Source organism: Yimella sp. RIT 621, assembly GCF_004146205.1.
Taxonomy (GTDB): Bacteria; Actinomycetota; Actinomycetes; order Actinomycetales; family Dermatophilaceae; genus Yimella; species Yimella lutea.
Genome location: NZ_SEIP01000009.1, coordinates 145,870 through 159,759, shown reverse-complemented (window position 1 = coordinate 159,759; position 13,890 = coordinate 145,870). Strand labels below are relative to the sequence as shown.

At 66.9% G+C, this 13,890-nt stretch carries 11 protein-coding genes; 7 read left to right on the top strand and 4 right to left on the bottom strand.

Annotation, left to right across the window (positions count from 1 at the left end):
• The first annotated feature begins 21 nt into the window (after positions 1-21).
• Complete coding sequence (locus EU513_RS10450; RefSeq protein ID WP_129625829.1) at positions 22-1,188, top strand: acyl-CoA dehydrogenase family protein; 1,167 nt, start codon at positions 22-24, stop codon at positions 1,186-1,188.
• 69 nt (positions 1,189-1,257) lie between these two features.
• On the opposite strand, the gene EU513_RS10445 is transcribed toward EU513_RS10450, so the two are convergent.
• Positions 1,258-2,187: an LCP family protein gene (locus EU513_RS10445; RefSeq protein ID WP_240796013.1), complete on the bottom strand. Its 930-nt coding sequence runs from the start codon at positions 2,185-2,187 to the stop codon at positions 1,258-1,260.
• A 700-nt stretch (positions 2,188-2,887) separates the two neighbouring features.
• On the opposite strand from EU513_RS10445, the gene EU513_RS10440 reads away from it, so the two are divergent.
• The 3 genes from EU513_RS10440 to EU513_RS10430 are packed head-to-tail and all read left to right on the top strand — an operon-like array spanning position 2,888 to position 5,768.
• Entirely contained in the window at positions 2,888-3,886 is a 999-nt protein-coding gene (locus EU513_RS10440; RefSeq protein ID WP_129625856.1) for a glycosyltransferase family 2 protein, read from the top strand.
• 21 nt (positions 3,887-3,907) lie between these two features.
• Positions 3,908-4,729, top strand: coding sequence for an ABC transporter permease (locus EU513_RS10435; RefSeq protein WP_240796012.1), 822 nt, complete (start codon positions 3,908-3,910; stop codon positions 4,727-4,729).
• A gap of 1 nt (position 4,730) precedes the next feature.
• Positions 4,731-5,768, top strand: coding sequence for an ABC transporter ATP-binding protein (locus tag EU513_RS10430; protein ID WP_129625827.1), 1,038 nt, complete (start codon positions 4,731-4,733; stop codon positions 5,766-5,768).
• Between the two features lie 2 nt (positions 5,769-5,770).
• Here the strand turns inward: EU513_RS10430 and EU513_RS10425 are convergent, their stop codons facing one another.
• Entirely contained in the window at positions 5,771-6,397 is a 627-nt protein-coding gene (locus EU513_RS10425; protein ID WP_129625826.1) for a TIGR03089 family protein, read from the bottom strand.
• Positions 6,394-7,917, bottom strand: coding sequence for an aldo/keto reductase (locus tag EU513_RS10420; protein WP_129625825.1), 1,524 nt, complete (start codon positions 7,915-7,917; stop codon positions 6,394-6,396). Before EU513_RS10420 ends, EU513_RS10425 begins: the two co-directional genes overlap by 4 nt.
• A gap of 226 nt (positions 7,918-8,143) precedes the next feature.
• On the opposite strand from EU513_RS10420, the gene EU513_RS10415 reads away from it, so the two are divergent.
• Positions 8,144-10,507, top strand: coding sequence for a hypothetical protein (locus EU513_RS10415; protein ID WP_129625824.1), 2,364 nt, complete (start codon positions 8,144-8,146; stop codon positions 10,505-10,507).
• Here the strand turns inward: EU513_RS10415 and EU513_RS10410 are convergent.
• The gene (locus tag EU513_RS10410; RefSeq protein ID WP_129625823.1) at positions 10,436-11,578 is read right to left on the bottom strand and encodes a PseG/SpsG family protein; all 1,143 of its coding nucleotides are present in this window, start codon (positions 11,576-11,578) and stop codon (positions 10,436-10,438) included. The two genes, EU513_RS10415 and EU513_RS10410, sit on opposite strands and share 72 nt — an antisense overlap.
• A gap of 192 nt (positions 11,579-11,770) precedes the next feature.
• Here EU513_RS10410 and pseB point away from each other — a divergent pair, with 192 nt between their 5' ends.
• Both pseB and EU513_RS10400 read left to right on the top strand, forming a co-directional pair.
• The gene (gene pseB, locus EU513_RS10405; protein WP_129625822.1) at positions 11,771-12,760 is read left to right on the top strand and encodes a UDP-N-acetylglucosamine 4,6-dehydratase (inverting); all 990 of its coding nucleotides are present in this window, start codon (positions 11,771-11,773) and stop codon (positions 12,758-12,760) included.
• On the top strand, positions 12,760-13,887 hold the full coding sequence (locus tag EU513_RS10400) for a DegT/DnrJ/EryC1/StrS aminotransferase family protein (protein ID WP_129625821.1): 1,128 nt from the start codon (positions 12,760-12,762) through the stop codon (positions 13,885-13,887). Before pseB ends, EU513_RS10400 begins: the two co-directional genes overlap by 1 nt.
• Positions 13,888-13,890 lie beyond the last annotated feature (3 nt).

The following is a 13,890-nucleotide window of genomic DNA, read 5'->3' as shown; positions in this document are numbered from 1 at the left end:
ACCCGAAAGTAGGATGAGCCTGTGAGCGCAAACACTGACTTCGATCTGTTCAAGATCTCCGAGGACCACGAAGCCCTGCGTGAGGCGGTGCGTGCCGTTGCCGACGCGAAGATCGCCCCGCACGCGGCCGAGGTCGACGAGAAGAGCGAGTTCCCGCAGGCGGCGCTCGATGCCCTCGTCGCGGCCGACTTCCACGCCCCGCACGTCGCCGAGGAGTACGACGGCGTAGGTGCCGATGCACTGGCGACCTGCATCGTGATCGAGGAGGTCGCACGTGCGTGTGCGTCGAGCTCGCTCATCCCGGCGGTGAACAAGCTGGGCTCGATGCCGGTCATTCTCGGTGCGTCCGAAGAGGTCAAGGCCAAGTACCTGCCGCCGATGGCCCGCGGCGAAGCGATGTTCTCCTACGGACTGTCCGAGCGTGAGGCGGGCTCGGACACCGCGTCCATGAAGTGCCGTGCCAAGAAGGACGGCGACTCGTTCGTCCTCAACGGGCAGAAGTCGTGGATCACCAACGCCGGTGTCTCGCAGTTCTACACGGTGCTCGCGGTGACCGACCCCGACGGCGAGCGGGGACGCAACATCACCGCGTTCGTGGTCGAGAAGGACGACGAGGGCTTCGGGTTCGGCGAACCCGAGCGCAAGCTCGGCATCAAGGGTTCGCCCACCCGTGAACTGCACTTCGACAACTGCCGCATCCCGGCCGACCGCATGGTCGGTGCTGAGGGCGAGGGTCTGAAGATCGCGCTGCGAACGCTCGACCACACCCGCGTCACCATCGGTGCGCAGGCCGTCGGCATCGCCCAGGGCGCCCTCGACTACGCACTCGGCTACGTCAAGGAGCGCAAGCAGTTCGGCAAGGCCATCGCCGAGTTCCAGGGGTTGCAGTTCATGCTCGGCGACATGGCGATGAAGCTCGAGGCCGCGCGCCAGATGGTCTACGTCGCTGCCGCGAAGTCGGAGCGGGGCGACGCCGACCTGCCGTTCTTCGGTGCCGCCGCCAAGTGCTTCGCCTCGGACGTCGCGATGGAGGTCACGACCGACGCCGTCCAGCTGCTCGGTGGCGCCGGCTACGTCAAGGACCACCCGGTCGAGCGGATGATGCGCGACGCCAAGATCACCCAGATCTACGAGGGCACCAACCAGATCCAGCGCATGGTGATGGCCCGTCAGCTGCTCAAGAAGTAGAAAATCCGCGTGAGAAAGCGCCCTTCGCCGGACCCGGCGAAGGGCGCTTTCTCACGCGGATTCCGTGGTTCAGGGAGCGACGTTGGGGGAGCGGTCGTTGTTCAGAGCGTCGAAGAGCTCCTTGGCCTTCGCGTCGTCCCAGAGCACGGCTTCCCCGGCGTAGGTCGGGTAGGCGGAGTTCGCCACGGGAATCTGCACCGACTGGCCGGAGGAGGTGACGTTCTTCAACGCCCACGCGATCTTCACCGCGGTGATCGGCCCCATGTCGTTGTCGACAGCAAGACCCTGCGCACCGGACTCGCCGACGCCCTTGAGCTTCCACGGCACGAGCAGGTTGCCGGGGGAGGCGACCTTGTTCATCAGGGCGGAAAGGAACTGACGCTGACGCGTCACCCGGCCGAGGTCGCCGAGCGGGTCGGAGTAGCGGGCCCGCACGTACCCGAGTGCGTTCTTGCCGTCGAGGTCCTGGCAGCCGGCCGGCAGGTCGATGTGCGCCTTCTCGTCCTTCATCGGACGCTCCAGGCACATCCGCACCCCGCCGACGGCGTCCACCACGTTGGCGAACCCGCCGAAGCCGATCTCCATGTAACCGTCCATCCGCAGACCGGTGGACTGCTCGACGGTCTCCATCAACAGCTTCGGGCCGCCGATGGCATAGGACGCGTTGATCTTGTTTCTGCGATGACCGGGTACCGCGACCCAACTGTCGCGCGGTACCGACACCAAGGTCGGACCGCCGCTGTCGGGTAGGTGCAGGATCATGATCGAGTCGGTGCGTTTGCCCTCGATGTTGCTGCCGCCGGTGCCCAGCCGGGAGGCTTCCTCGCTGGTCAGACCCGCTCGGGAGTCCGAACCCACCAGGACGTAGTTCTTGCCCTTGCCATCCGATGGACGCTGACCGGCCGGGAGAGCGTCCAGCTTCTGCACGTTGTTCCATGCACTGTTCGCCGCCCACAGCAGGCCACCGACCCATAGCGCGATGATCAGCAACGGGATCATCAGCCACTTGACCCAGCGGCGTTTGCGGCGCGGGCGTCCCGGTCCTGTCTCACCGTTGCCGTCACGCGGTGGACGTCCGCCGTACCCGGGGCCACCGGGCGGCGGTCCGGGAGGGCCTTGGCGTGATCCTGGCCGTGCGCCCTGCGCGGGTCCGGCGGGACGTCGTCCGCCGACCGGGAGTCGCTGGGTGTCGTCGGGACCGGGGCGCCCGCCCGCCGCGGCGAAACGGCGGGCCGAGTCCGGGTCACGCTGAGCCGACGGGCGGGCATTCTGGTGTGGGCCGCTGGCCGCAGGCAGCACCTGGGTGGAGTCGTCCCCAGGGGCACGGTCGGCACGTCCCCGGTCGGGACGGGCCTGCTGTGGTCGCTGTGGTCGCTGTGGTCGCTGTGGTCGCTGTGGTCGCTGTGGCATGCGGGCGGTCGCGGGTCCGTTGCCGGAGCCGTTGCGTTGCACCGGGATTGCACGAGACTCGTCCTGGGACGGGCGCCGCCGCGGCCGGCGGGATGAGCCGGGCCGCGTGTCGAAAGTCAGGGCATCGTCTTCGTCAGGCACCGCGCAAGGGTAGCGGTGCAACCTGAGAGAGGGTTGTAGCCTGACGGGCGTGCCAACCACCGATCCCGAACCCGGCGACCCCCCGCAGCCGAACCACCAGGAGCCGGTGAACGGCACGCACGACCGGCTGGACGGGATGTCGGTGATCATGCCCATCCTCGACGAGGAGCCGTATCTGCAGGAGTCGGTCGACGCGGTGCTCGCACAGCGGTGGGACGGCCCGATCGAGGTGATCCTGGCGCTCGGTCCCTCGACCGACCGCACCGACGAGGTGGCCGCGCGCATCGCGGCGCAGGACGATCGAGTCCGCCTCGTGTCCAACCCCAGCGGACGTACCCCGGACGCGCTCAACGCGGCCATCGCCCACGCCCGTTACGACATCGTCGCCCGGGTCGACGGCCACGGCGTGCTGTCGTCCGACTACCTCGTGACCGCCGCACGCACCCTGCAGGACACCGGGGCTGCGAACGTCGGCGGAATCATGGACGCAGTCGGGCGCACTCCGTTCGAGAAGGCCGTCGCAGTCGCGATGAAGAGCAAGCTCGGCGTCGGCGGGGCGAAGTTCAAGCTCGGTGGGGAGGCCGGAGCAGCCGAGACCGTCTACCTGGGCGTCTTCCGGCGGCACTGGTTGACCGCGGTCGGCGGTTACGACTCGCGATTCAGCAGGGCCCAGGACTGGGAGATGAACTACCGCATCCGGCAGCGTGGCGGCCTGGTGTGGTTCACGCCCGCGATGCGGGTGGCCTACCGTCCACGCCCCAACGTGCGGCGGTTGGCGCGGCAGTACTACGAGTACGGCCAGTGGCGCCGTGTCGTGGCCCGTACCCACGAGGGATCCATCAACGCCCGCTACCTCGCCCCACCGGTTGCGCTCGCCGCGATCGCAGTGGGAACCGTCGGCGGTTTCGTCTGGCGTCCGCTCTGGGCGATCCCGGGCGGGTACGCAGCGGCGATCGGGGCCGGCGGTCTGGCGATCTCGTCCGACGAATCCGCCGAGGTGCGGGTCCGCGTCCCGGTCGTGCTCGCCACGATGCACATGGCGTGGGGCTACGGCTTCCTGACCAGCCGCATCCGGATCGATGAACCCGACGCGATGTCGGACACCTCACTCGGCGAGCGTCCGGGCGACACCGGCCGCGCGGACTAGGCTGGCCCGGATATGTCGAAGATGAGCCGTCTCGAGCGCATTTGGGACCACCGCAAAGTGCTGGGCACGCTGGTGCGCCGCGACCTACGAGTGCGCTATGCCCGCAGTTTCCTGGGCTACATCTGGACCCTGATCGACCCGCTGGCGAGCGCTCTCGTCTACGGCTTCGTTTTCGGGATCATCTACAGCACCCGGGGTGTCTCTTCCAGCCAAGGAGCACCGTTCGTGCTGTTCCTGGTGGCGGGTCTGTTGGCCTGGAACTGGTTCAACACGTGCGTGAATGAGAGTTCTCGTGCCCTCTATGCCGAACGTCTGCTGGTGCGTTCGACCAACCTGCCCCGCGAATTGTGGGTGATCCGGGTGGTGTTGTCGAAGGGGATCGAGTTCCTGCTCTCGTTGCCGATCCTGGTCGGCTTCATGGCCTACTTCGCGGTCATGCATCCGGACCAGACCCACCTCAACTGGCGGATCGTGTACTGGATCCCGGCGATCGCGATGCTGTTGATCCTCAACATCGGAGTCGGTCTGGTTCTGGCTCCGCTCACCGCCCTGGTGGACGATGTCGTACGGCTTGTCCGGATCGCCTTACGTTTGTTGTTCTACCTGACGCCGATCGTCTACTCGGTGCATCTGCTGGAGGAGAAGGCCCCGTGGGCTCGACCGATTCAGCAACTGAACCCGCTCACGGCGATCAACGACATGTTCCGGCTCGGTTTTCTCGGACCGGAACAACACCCTGACTATCTCGCGTGGGCGGCCGGCACTGTCATCTCGATCAGTTGGTTGATCGTTGGTATGTGGGTGTTCCGGAAACTGGAACCTGCGGTCCTGAAGGAGATCTGACATGAGCGAACAGGCACCGCCGAAGACGACCTGGCGCCCGCAACGGACCCAGAACGACCCGCCCGGGTACGACCCCGAGAACAAACTGACCTGGCAGGACTACGACTTCCCGACCGTCCCCGGCACCGTCGAGTGGAAGACCCCGGTCGGCGAGCCGGTCATCACGGTCGACAACCTCGGTATCGAGTTCCTGCGCGGACGCAAGCGGAATCTGTCGCTGCGCGAGATCATCTTCACCGGCAAGAGCGCGCACGATCGGGAGACCTTCTGGGCGCTGCGCGACATCAACTTCACCGTCGGTCGCGGTGAGGCGGTCGGTCTGGTCGGCGGAAACGGTGGAGGCAAGTCGACTCTGTTGAAGCTCATCGCCGGCACGCTGTTGCCGGACGAAGGCAGCGCCTCGGTCACCGAGGGCGTGGCACCGTTGATCGAGTTGACCGGTGGATTCATCGGCGACCTCTCGGCACGCGAGAACATCTACCTCACCGCCGGTCTGCACGGGATGAGTCGCGAGCAGGTGGACGAGCGGTTCGACGAGATCGTCGACTTCGCCGGGCCGGCGGTACGTGACGGACTCGATGTGCCCTACCGGCACTTCAGTTCGGGCATGCAGGTGCGGTTGGGGTTCGCGGTGATCACCTGTCTGGACGAGCCGATCATCTTGGTCGACGAGGTGCTGGCAGTCGGAGACGCCGCATTCCGGAACAAGTGCTACACGCGCATGGAGAACCTGCTTGACCAGGGACGCACACTGTTCCTTGTGTCGCACTCCGAAGGCGATCTGCTGCGCTTTTGCACTCGTGGGCTCTACCTCAAGGACGGCGGCCTCGAGATGGACGGTCCCATGGAGGACGTCGTCGAGAAATACATGTCCGACCTGATGGGCAAGGATCACCACAAGCAGAGCGACGCCGCCCGCGACGAGGCTCGGCTGAAACGTCAGGACAGCCGTGTTCGCCGACGTCTGCAGCGCGATGCCGAGCGGGCTCAGAAGTCCGCAGGAGCATCCACCGACTCCACGGCTGCCGCGAAGGGCTGACCTCAGCCCGGCGAAACACTCACGACACGGTCCACGCCTTCATCGAGAACCCGTCGAGCACGACGCGACTCGTCCTCATTGCGTACGAGAACAACAGAGCCTGCTGCCGCAAGGGTGCTTGCGGCGATGCGGAGCGTCTCGCCGGCATCAGTGTCCACGAGCATCACTCGCTCGGATGCGGGCACGGCAGGAAGGACATCCGCAAAGGTCCGGCCATCGAGGGCCAGGTCGTCCGGTGCTGCCTCGATCGAGGGACCGAACTGGTCGGGAAAGCCGGCGAGGTCACTGGCAGCCAGTGACGCCACCGGCTCGACCAGGTCGCCGACGCCATGCATGGAGACGGTTGCGTCGCTGTCGGCCTCGGTCGTGGACACCTCGGCACCGATCGACCAGACAGCGAACGCCCAGTAGATCGTCCGCCAGTGCCGAGCCGGCAGGTCGAGGTGGACCCGTCCGCCCGGATCGACGAGCATCTCGTCGGTGAGCCAGTGAGACCCCTTCGAGGCCCACATCGCCACCACCTTCGCCGACAGTTCGATGCGCTCACCGGACGCGTCGTCGTAGTAGGTCACCGCCGGGGCGGTGGCGTCGCGTTGAACGAGCCGAGGCAGGATCCGTGCGAGCTTCATCGAAGCATCTCCCGGACTGTCTGGATTTCGTTGTCGGACAATGGTTCTCGTGATGACAGATCAAGGTTGTACCGCATCTGCGAATCAGTGATCGCGCCGAGGGCGATCGACGCGACGGCAGGGTGGCCCAGGACATAGGCGACGGCAAGGTCTGCAACGCCTTCCCGGCCGACAGCGCGGGCCGCTTCGAGTAGCGCCAGGGACCGCGGGTGATCACCGGTGAGCAGAGCGCCCCCGCCGTACACCGAGTGCGCCAGGACGGTGACACCGCTGTCGGCGAGCGTGAGGACGGCCTGTGGCAGGGCCGGCGCGAGGACGTTGTACGGGAGTTCGAGGTAGTCCAGGCCGTCGAGTTCGCTCAGGGCCTCGGCCTCGCTGGGGTGAGCGAGGCTGACCCCGACGGCGCCCACCTCGCCCGTCGCGCGGTATTCCTGCAGGCGCTCCCACGCGCCACCCCCGCCTACCCCCACTTGCTCGACGCCGCTCAGCAGAGCGGCGGCGACGCGTCGACGACCGAGTTCGGCGAACGACCGCTCGAGGCTGGCCTCGGCGCCCAATCGGGCCACCGATGCGTCACCGGCGAGCAGTGGTTGGAGCCGCGAGATGAACCCGAGCCGCTGGGTCAGTTGCGGCTCTCCGCAACTGCGCAGAATCCTCTCGGCGTTTCCGTCTGCCCGGCCGACCTCGACGTGGGTAACTCCGTGGTCCACCGCGCGAGCCAACATCTGGCGGACCTCGGGCGGGGCACTGGCAAAGGGGCCGGACAACTGGGTTCCGCCGAGTGTCACCGCCGACTGCACGAACTGGCGGTGTGAGCGAACCGGCACCGTGCCACCCTCTGCGGCGATCAGTGTGCCGAGCTTGTCGATGAGTTCGCTCCAACTCACGCCGACGGGGTCGGTGACGTTGCCGAACAGCCGGGCGATGCGGTCGAAGTCGCCGAGGACGTCGACGGTGCAGCGGTAACGCAGTGGATCACCCGGGTTGTCCTCTGGCACGAACAGCAACTCACCCAGGTTGCGCCGCAACCAGGGGGTGACGTGCTCGCGGTCGTACGGCTCGCGGGTAGTGGCGTCCGCGCGACGCAGATCGCGCACCCAGAACGCCTCGGCACCCAGCCCCTCCGGTACTCGGTCGATGTCGACGCGACCGTACGCGTTCCCGCCGGCGTCCATGGCCGCGAGCAACTCGTCCACCAGATCGGCGTCGGCGACCGGGTTGTCACCCGTGAGGCGGACCACGCGATCGTCGTCATCCATGTCCGCGGTTGCGGTGACGAAGCGTCCGAGGACGTCGTCCAACGAACCGCGCATCACCGGCACGCCGACTCGTTCGAGGTGATCGGTGATGCGGGTGTCGTAATGCTCCTCGCTCGTCGCGACGATCACCTCGTGGCCTGAACGCGCGGCCCGGCGGGCGACGAGTTCGATCAGCGGCATCCCGGCGATCGTCATGAGAGCCTTGCCGGGCAGGCGCGAGGAGTTCAGACGGGACTGGATGACAACGCGTGTGCGGGGCAAGGATTCCTCCGAGTCGGACACGACCGGTGAGACGGTCGGGCTCCTGGAAGTTGGCGACAGGATCCCGGGTCGACAGGTCAGCCGGACCCGGGCGTCTCGAGCTTAGCCATGGGTGCGGCGGACTGCATCGGCCGCACGCGACACGGAAGCACCGCCTCGTCACGCGCAACTGACATGTGCACCCGTAAGCTCACCCCGACATTTTCTTGAAATGAAGGCCCACGCCATGACGTCGCCCATCTCTTCGTTCCCTGCGCGGGCAGAGCAACAAGGCTCGAACGACCCGTCGAAGGACGGACGGCCGACGCAGACGCTCGACCGGTGGGTGGGTGCGGCGTGCATCGTGGTGGCGCTCGTCGCGACGAGCGCCGTTCTGCACAAGTACGAACTCGGCTGGGCGGATCAGTCCCGGCTGTGGGCGGCGACCGTCGGCACGATCCTGGTGCCGGGATGGCTCATCGTCCGCCGGGTGCCGCTGGGGCACGCGGTCGTTCGAATCGGGGCGGCTTTCGTCACCGGCCTCGGCGCCCAATTGTTCGGCTGGGCGCTCGCCGTGCGCCTGCATCTGCCGTGGTTGCAGTGGATCGTTCCGCTGGTGTTCGCCGGTCTGATCGCAGGGGCGATGGCGCTGCTTCGTGGTCGATTCGGCCGACAGGATGAACCGGCCGACGGGTCCTGCGGTGAGGCACATGATGAGGCCGACGGACGACGCCGGGCTGTTCCCGCACGAATGCCTTGGTGGGCCAGCCTGGGTCTGCTGTTCAGCTGGGTGCTGTTTCTTCGCTCCTTGACCGCCGGCCTGTGGTCTATCACCCCGCTCGGCGGAACCATGCGTTGGTATCCCGACATGTACTGGCACACCGCAATCACCGCCAACGCGATGCATCACGTGCCCCCGAACGACCCGCAGTCCCTCGCGGACGGTGCGCTCGACTACCACTGGTTCAGCAACGCACATGCCGCCGGGCTCACGATCGCGAGCGGTGTTCAACTGGAGAAGGCCGCCGTCGTCTTCTGGTACGTCCCGGTCGTCGCTTCAATGCTGTTGCTCGTCTACGGGCTGGCCGCCTACCTGTCCCGTTCTGCTGCGGGTGGCCTCGTTGCAGCAGCGCTGTCGGTGCTCGCCCCGTCGGTCCTCCTCGTACGGGGTATCGACCCAGGTGCCTCCTCGGTCGCGTACTGGTTGAGCCCGTCCAACACGCTCTCGCTTCCGGTCGCTGTCCTAGCCACCTTCGTGTTGTGCATGGTGCTGCGGGCGAATGAACGGCGACCGGACATGCTCGCTTTCACGATCTACGTGCTCCTGCTGTGCCCGGGTTCGAAAGTGTCCTTGTTGCCGACTCTGCTCAGTGGGGTCGGTCTCGTCACCATCGTCACCATCGTCGCCGTGATCCGCCGCCGCGCCGTCTGGCATGACGTGGTGCGGCCGGTGTCGTTACTGGCCGTCGGGGCGGCCATCGTTGTCAGCTCCAGGCCACTGTTCGCGGGCGGCGGCGGCGGGTCGACCATCGAGCCGGGTGCCACCGCACGTCGGTCGAGGATCTGGACGGCTTCGCTGGCTACTGATCCGCCTCCCGGATCTGTGACACTGGCGCTGTTGGTCGCCGCCTTCGTCGGCACCTATCTCGCCGTCACGTTGGTGGCGGCGACCGTGGGTGGCAGCAGGGATCCTGCGCCGGTGCTCTACCTCGGAATGATGGTCGCGGCACTCCTGGCTATGTTCCTGATCGAGCACCCTGCGTTCTCCCAAGTCTACTTCATGAGGGGCATCGTGCCGGTGACCGCAGCCTTCCTCGGTTGGGGCGCGATCGCGGTGGTGCGGCGGCTGATCGGCGTGCTCGGCGCCCGCAGGGCGCCGGCGCTGATCACAGTCTGCGCGGTCGCGGGTGCTGGGATCGGGGAGTTCACGCAGAGTACGTCCGCCATGCAACAAAAGGAGCCGTTGCTCCAGCTGTCCTGGCTGCTCCCGATGGTCGTTGTGCTGTTCGTCACGGCGGTGATGACCGTGATCCTCCTGCTGCGTCGCGATCGAATCAGCGTGGTGGTCGGCGCGGTGCTTGCATTCAGCATCCTCGGTTTCGCTGTGGCACCGACCGCTCACGTCCTCGCCCAAGACCCGATCCCGCAATGGCACACCGGCGGCGTGGCTCGCGGCACGCACCTGAATCAGGACGAGATCAGGGGGGCGGCCGCTTTGGCGCGGGCGAACGTGAATGCTTCCCCGATGGCGACCAACGTGCATTGTTCGCGTATCAGGACCACGCCGCGTTGCGATCCGCGAGCGTTCTGGCCCGCGGCGCTGACGCGATCGCCGGCGTTCATCGGAGCCTGGGCTTACACCGCGAGTGGACGAGCTTCCGGAACCGCCGGCGTCAGTTTCCTCCAACAGCCGTACTACGACCAGCGGGCCTACGCCCTGAACGAGTCGGTCTTTCGGGCGCCGACTGCGCGCAGCGTCGCTGCCCTGCGTGCATACGGAGTGAGGTTCCTGTACGCCGACCGCAGGGCGTCGGCGGTGTCAGCCGATCTCGCCAGGTACGCCGACGTCATCTGGCGTTCGCCGACCGTGACCGTCTACGAACTGCGCTGAATCGAGCAGCGCATCCGCCACGCGTTCGCGGCCGCGCCCGTCGAACTGTGCCATCCCACGCCGGCGTAGATGGTGTTGAAGCTGCCCGTCTGTCAGCAGTCTCGCCAATGACTCGACTCCAGCCTCTCGCTCGTTGCAGTCGCCTGTTCGCAACCGCGTGAGGCGACCGGCCGGCACCACCAGCCCGGACCCCGTGGTTGCCCGGTAACCGGGCTCCTGGTTGTCCACGACGCAGACCACCGCGGTCGGGGTGCCGATCGTGAGCAACTCCCAGACGGTCGAACCGGCCGCGCTGACCGCGACGTCATGTGCGGCGGCCGTCGCGGCAAGGTTCGGAAGAACCGCGGTGACGGTGACGTGCTGGTGCGGTCCCTGTACCGGGACGGAACTGAGCCGGGCGCCACGTGCCGGGTCGGGGCACACCACGGTGAGCTGCATCGGCGCGCCGGTTTCGACCAACATGGGAACGAGTACCTCGGCGGCTCCGTGGGGATCGGTGCCGCCGAAGACGGCGAGGACTCGCGGCGCGGCGTCCGAGGTGACGCGGGTGTGCTCAAGGACGGGAGCCGAACGGACCGCAAGGACCTCGTCACGCAACAGCGAGTACGGCGGACCGGCCAGTGCGATGGACCCGTCCGGGCCGCCGACGTGGGGACGGGCACCGTAGTTCTGGTCCACGTACACGTCGGCGACCTGGCCTGCCCCGAACTCGTCGTCGACCATGGCCAGCACGCGAACTGCGTTGCTGCGCAAGCCCGCACCGAGTTCCGGGGAAATGTCGTAACCGTCGATCACGGCGTGCGTGACATGTGCACGGTCGATCTGCGAGGGCGACATGACCGGCACGCCGAGGCGTTCGTACGCGTCCGCCACCCACCCGATGTCCAGCATCCCGAAGACGGTCACCCGGACAGACCTGCGGCTCAGTTCCTGGACGAGGGCGAGACACCGCACCGCGTGCCCGACGCCGATGTTCGCGCTCGCGTCGACGCGGACCGCAACATGGATCTCCTCGCGTGCTCTCGCGGACACCACTGCCGTCCGGTGCTCGCGGGCGGACGCGAGTGACATGGATCCCCCTCTCCCTGCGTTGACTGGCTCGATCAGGTCGTGGCGGTCCCCCCGTGCCTTGAAGCAGTCGAGGGCCGCTCAATGCTAGCCTGAACCGCCCGGATGCCCGGCGCTCGGAGAGCCTTCCCGGCGGCTCGAGGCCAGGCAGCTGGCTGTCCTGTCATCACACGCGCGTCGCACGGGAGTCATCACGTGAGCATCCTCGAGGGTTCGTCAATCCTGATCACCGGTGGAACCGGTTCGTTCGGGAAGGCCTTCATCACCCGTCTGCTGCAGGACGTGAACCCCAAGCGGGTCGTCATCTACTCGCGTGACGAGCTCAAGCAGTGGGAAGCACGTCAGATGTTCGGCGACGATCCACGACTGCGCTGGTTCATCGGGGACATCCGTGACCTTGACCGGCTGCGCCGGGCGATGCACGGCATCGACTATGTGGTCCACGCGGCCGCGCTGAAGCAGGTCGACACCGGCGAGTACAACCCGCACGAGTTCGTGAAGACCAACGTGCTCGGCAGCCAGAACGTCATCGAGGCCTCGATCGACGCCGGTGTGCAGAAGGTGGTCGCCCTCTCGACCGACAAGGCGTCCAGCCCGATCAACCTGTACGGCGCCACCAAGCTCACCGCCGACAAGCTGTTCGTGCTCGGCAACCACTACGCGGCCGCCTACCCGACCCGATTCGCGGTCGTCCGCTACGGCAACGTCACCGGATCGCGTGGCTCGATCATCCCGAAGTTCCGCGCGCTGGCCACCGCTGGCGAGTCGCTGCCGATCACCGACCTGCGCTGCACCCGCTTCCTGATCACCCTGCCCGACGCGGTGCAGATGGTGCTCGACACCTTCGAGATGATGCAGGGCGGCGAACTCGTCGTGCCGCACATCCCCTCCCACAAGGTCACCGACCTCGCGCAGGCGATCGCTCCCGGCGCCAAGATGCACGACATCGGCCTGCGGCCCGGCGAGAAGCTGCACGAGGAGATGATCTCCCAGGAGGAAGGCCGACGCGCCGTCATGGTGATGGACGGCAAGTACTACATCCTCCAGCCGGAGGTCGCGACCTGGGGTTACGAACCGCCGAAGGACGCCGTGCCGGTGCCCGAGGGCTTCCACTGCGCCTCCGACAAGAACGACATCTGGATCGACGCCGACGACATTCGCAAGCTGCTGGAGTCCGGCATCTGATGGTGCTGCCGTACGGAAAGCAGTCGATCGACGACAGCGACATCGAGGCTGTCGCTGCGGTCATGCGTGGCGATTGGCTGACCACCGGTCCAGCCGTCGACGCCTTCGAGGACGATGTCGCGAAGGTGGCCGCAGTGGAGCATCGGGCGGTGTCGGTCACGTCCGGAACCGCTGCGCTGCACACCGCGTATGCCGCGCTCGAACTGCAGCCCGGCGACCAGGTGATCACCACGCCGCTCACCTTCTTCGCCACCGCCACGTGTGCAATGTGGCAGGGTGCCGAGATCGTGTTCGCCGACGTGAGCGCCGACACCGGCAACCTCGACCCCGAGTCCGTCGCGCAGAAGATCACCGAGCGCACGAAGGTCATCGCCGGTGTCGACTACGCCGGGCACCCGATCGACGCGCCCGCGCTGAAGAAGCTGGCGCACGACAACGGTGCGCTGTTGCTCGAGGACGCTGCGCACAGCATCGCCGGGAGCCTGAACGGTGTGCCGGTCGGATCGCTGGCCGACATCACGACGTTCTCCTTCTTCCCGACCAAGAACCTCACCACCGCCGAGGGCGGGGCCGTGGTTTCGCCGGACGCCGGCCTCGTCGACCGCGCCCGACTGTTCAAGGGCATCGGTTACGAGCGCAAGCCGGAGCTGATGGACGAGCACGGCGGCTGGTACTACGAGGTCACCTCGATGGGCCTGAACTATCGTCTGCCAGACGTGCTCGCCGCGCTCGGATCCAACCAGATGAAGCGTCTGGGACAGTTCAAGACGCGTCGTCAGGAGATCACCGACCGCTACAACGACGGCCTTGCCGGAATCGACGAACTGATCCTGCCCGCGCACCGCGAGGGCGCATCACCGATGTGGCACCTGTACCCGTTGCGCATCCAGGACGGTCGGCGACGTGAGTTGTTCGACCACCTGCGCGAGGGTGGGATCGGCGTCCAGGTCAACTACATCCCGGTGCATCACCAGCCGCTCTTCCAGCAGTTGGGTCACACCAAGGGCAGTTGTCCGGTCGCCGAGACCTACGCCGAGCAGGAGATCAGCCTGCCGATGTTCCCTGACCTGACCGACGCTCAGGTCGACCAAGTGATCGACCTCGTGCGGGGCTTCGTCGGGGCCTGACCC